5 protein-coding genes are annotated in these 3,833 nt (G+C 42.8%); all 5 read right to left on the bottom strand.

What is annotated here, in order from left to right:
- The coding region (locus tag P8O70_01655; protein ID MDG2195590.1) for a GNAT family acetyltransferase at positions 1-345 on the bottom strand (345 nt) is incomplete at its 3' end.
- A gap of 46 nt (positions 346-391) precedes the next feature.
- Entirely contained in the window at positions 392-886 is a 495-nt protein-coding gene (locus P8O70_01650) for a DUF3299 domain-containing protein (GenBank protein ID MDG2195589.1), read from the bottom strand.
- Positions 887-950: 64 nt separating this feature from the next.
- Positions 951-2,204, bottom strand: coding sequence for an ABC transporter permease (locus P8O70_01645; GenBank protein ID MDG2195588.1), 1,254 nt, complete (start codon positions 2,202-2,204; stop codon positions 951-953).
- Between the two features lie 29 nt (positions 2,205-2,233).
- Positions 2,234-2,938, bottom strand: a complete 705-nt coding sequence (locus tag P8O70_01640) for an ATP-binding cassette domain-containing protein (protein MDG2195587.1) — start codon at positions 2,936-2,938, stop codon at positions 2,234-2,236.
- Between the two features lie 105 nt (positions 2,939-3,043).
- Positions 3,044-3,319 carry an RNA-binding protein gene (locus P8O70_01635; protein MDG2195586.1) on the bottom strand — a complete coding sequence of 92 codons (276 nt, stop codon included), beginning with the start codon at positions 3,317-3,319 and terminating at the stop codon, positions 3,044-3,046.
- Positions 3,320-3,833 lie beyond the last annotated feature (514 nt).

The following is a 3,833-nucleotide window of genomic DNA, read 5'->3' as shown; positions in this document are numbered from 1 at the left end:
AAGCTGCAGATTCACCTTTGGACAACCAAGTTGTTTGAGGCCTTCTTCAGCCATCTCAACTAATTTTTTCCCAATCCCTTTACGCTGGAAAGCAGGTAAGACACCCACGTAATTCATCCACCCACGATGACCATCGTAACCTGCCATAATGCTGCCAACTAGCTGACCACTTTGGAAAGCACCAAGCAATAGTTCAGATTGTACCTGCATTTTGCGCCGTATATCTTCTTCAGGTTTATTCCATGACCGTGTAAGTCCGCATTCAAGCCACAAATCAATAAGTTGCTGGTGTTCGTTGGATTTAATCGGCCTAATTTCAATATTAAGTTTAGCTGCTGAATCCAAGTTGAACCTCAACCAAGTTTACTAACAATATCTATAGTTTTGAGACTTAGTTGCTAACATCACGCTCATAAACCTCTACTTCAATCCCTGTCAGAAAAAATCCTCCTTCTGGTGCATAGTTCAGGTTTTCGGTATTTGGCAATTCACTTACATCAATTTGCAATTGACCAGTGACCCAAACTGCATCAAATAATTTTTCTACTTCCACAGGTTCATTCATTTTCACATAAATGACTTGGTTGGGCGGTGGTGGTGGAACATGGATACACATGCCATATACGGGAACCAGAAGAAATTCTTCTAAACTCTCAAAATCTCCGCCAAAATCCCCCAGCAAAGGCACCACATATCCTGGTACCCTAATTAGTTTCCCCTCAATAGATTGCAGTCTTGGTGGAATGATTTTCCGATGATAGTCATACTGAACTAAATCGCGCCAAGAAACTTCTATGATGGGCGCATTAGGTTTAACTAGATATTCAAACAATAATTTTTTTATATCAAAACCGAAGCAAACTGATCCTGTAAATGTTGAGATCATTAAGAACAAAATCAATCTTCGAAGAAACAGGGAGCGACATATTGACATTTCATCAATTCTCTAATCACGCTTTAGGCAGTAAGCCATCATGCAGGGAATTCATGTAAGCCCGCCAAGCAGGGAAAAAGCTCATTAACATACCACAAGTCATGATCAATAAAACAAATAAGAATTCTTTCGTCCCTGGCCATTCAAGAAGAATCTGTAAGCCCAGTTGATCTTGTACAATAGAGCTTACAGCAATCAATCCAATGTACTGAAAGACAAATCCTAGACAAACTCCTACAAAACAGAGTATTGTAGCTTCGATCCACAATAGATAGAAAACAGTTAATGGGCCTGCACCAACTGAACGTAAGATAGCCATTTCCCTTCTACGCTCGTTCATTGTTGCCAGCAGAAGGCTGATTAAGCTCGTCAAACTGGATAGAATCACAATTGCACTAACTGCCATCAAAGTTTTCTCAAAAATTCCCATAATTTGCCAAAGCTTTTGCATCGTAACACCAGGCAAAATTGCGGAAAGAGGTTCCTTCTCATAGGCGTTGATTTCTCCCTGTAATCTAAAAGTGTGCATTTTGGAGGTAAGCCTGACTAAAAATGCTGTGATGCTCTTTGGTTGAAGATCAGATAATTTAATTGTCTCTGGGTTGTCAGTTTCTGTTGAAGGAAATCCATCTTCCCAGCCAATGTGAATTGCTTCAATCGCCTCCAGGCTTACATGGATGGTCTGGTCAACTGGCGTTCCAGTTGGTTTTAAAATACCAACTACTCGAAATGGTTGGTCATCGTGTTTAAAAAGAGCAGCGCTGCCTGCTCCATGTGCGATGACAATTTGTTGATTCAGTTGATACCCTAGTTTCTCAGCAACCACAGACCCAATGACTGCGTCATAAAGCCCATCAAAAAACTTGCCCGCCTCGAGTTCTATTTTACGATTATGACCGTATTTGTAATGCTTCCAATAGTCTGTAGTGGTACCCAAAACTCTATACCCTTTGTGGGAATCTCCGAGTGATATCGGTATAGCCCACTCAACTCTTTCATCTCCAGTCCACTCAAGATAACTTTGCCATCGCAAATTATTCGTTGCCTCACCAAGTCGGAAAACTGAATACAACAATATCGGAATTGCATCGCCGCGAGCCCCAACTACCAGATCGATTCCTGATACCGTCTGTAAAAAGCTATTGCGCATGCTCTCTCTAAGTTGTTCGATACCGAGCAAAAGCGCCACACTGACGGCTATGGAAAAAATCGTTAAAAAGGCTGTGCCCCTTCTGTTCAAGATGCTCAACCAAGCTAATTTAAACAGCATGTTCAGTTCTCTCTGCTGAAAAATCCAATTCAGAACCTGTTCGCTTGATTCAAAACATCTAGGTCAATGACTTGATCAAATTGAGCCGATAGAGACGTATCGTGACTGACCATGATCAAGGTAGTTTGGTTTTTTGAGCACTCTTTAAATATTAATTCCAAAAAAGCTAATCGATTTTCAGGGTCAAGTGCTGAAGTTGGTTCATCTGCCAAAATCAGTTTTGGATTTCCTACAAGTGCTCGAGCTGCAGCAACTCTTTGTTGTTGGCCTACACTTAGTTTCTGAGTCGTCAGATGAGAAAATTTTTCGGGTTCCAACCCTAGGAGGTTGAGTAAGCGGCAAGCCTCATCTTTTAAACCAGCCTCATCACTTCCTGCATTCTGATAGCGTACTCTGCTGAATCTACAGGGGAGTAGAACATTTTCGATAAGATTGAGGTAAGGAATCAGATTGAACTGCTGGAAAAGAAAACCAATGTGGTCCACTCGAAAGGCATCTCTCCTTTTGCTGTTTAATCTCGTCAGGTCTTCACTGAGGACAACCGTTTGCCCTGAAGTGGGTAATAGAATCCCTGCTAACAGGGATAAGAGGGTTGTTTTTCCAGAACCGCTTGGTCCTTGAATGAGAGTTCTGCTGTTTTCAGGAATATTTAGATTAGCAATTTTCAGAGTTGAGATCGTTGATGCAGGCCAAGCAAATTTAAGATCTCTGAGAAGGACAGCATGTTTCTTCACAATCCACTGGGAGGAGATAAATCGGCGGGAGAGACAGTGTATCTTCAAAAGTCTGACGATACACTGTGAAAGGGGGATCGCGATGCGGCTTCCAAGCCGCAAGTTTCAGCGCGGTGGCGCTGGACGTCTTGGGCGCTCTTCACGAGGTCGAGCCTCATTTACCCTGACAGCACGTCCATTAATGGGTTGCTCGTTGAGTCCCCGAATGGCAGCTTCAGCCTCAGAATCATCCTGCATTTCCACGAAACCAAATCCTTTGGAACGGTTGGTCATGCGATCCATGATAATCGAGACTTTGTCTACTTCACCAAATTCCCCAAAAGCTTCGCGCAATTGTTCTTCGGTGACACTATAAGCTAGATTTCCCACGTATATATTCACGTTTATTTCTCTCGAAAGACGACCTGTTGCGTCCATTTGTTGAGTGACTCCAGGCCTGAATCCCACAACATGAAGCATCCCACATGGGATGCCAAGCCCACCTGCCCCTTACCAACTACCTTCAAACTCTAAAGCTTGTTGCAATCGGAACCCGGTCCTTGTTGCCTTTCCCGTACAGCAAGTCCTTCCTTAGAAAACCCGCGAAACGGGTTGGGAAACGCTACTTGGCTTAGCCCAGTAACTCCAGAAGCACCAACCCAAAACAGATTACCCTTGCCCTCGAACAGTAGATCTTATTCCACAGGAACTGATGCGTTTTAGGGGACGATTCAGCGAGGTGGACAGATTAAACGGCGTGAGGACCCTTGCAATCTGCGTGATTAGAAAACTACTCATTGAGCAGTATTCTGTTGAAATGGTCCAGCAGGTAGAGAAATTTTATACACTTAGGATCAAAAAAAAACAAGAAAGATCGAATAACAGTGATTCATATTGCCCATAATTAATAAATTAG

It is taken from the genome of SAR324 cluster bacterium (assembly GCA_029245725.1).
In the GTDB taxonomy this organism is placed as follows: domain Bacteria; phylum SAR324; class SAR324; order SAR324; family NAC60-12; genus JCVI-SCAAA005.
This window is presented reverse-complemented; position numbering and strand designations above follow the sequence as displayed.

What these genes read in the sequence shown, in the direction of transcription:
- P8O70_01650 (MDG2195589.1), bottom strand. Translation starts at nt 886, where the DNA reads ATGATCTCAACATTTACAGGATCAGTTTGCTTCGGTTTTGATATAAAA.
- P8O70_01645 (MDG2195588.1), bottom strand. Translation starts at nt 2,204, where the DNA reads ATGCTGTTTAAATTAGCTTGGTTGAGCATCTTGAACAGAAGGGGCACA.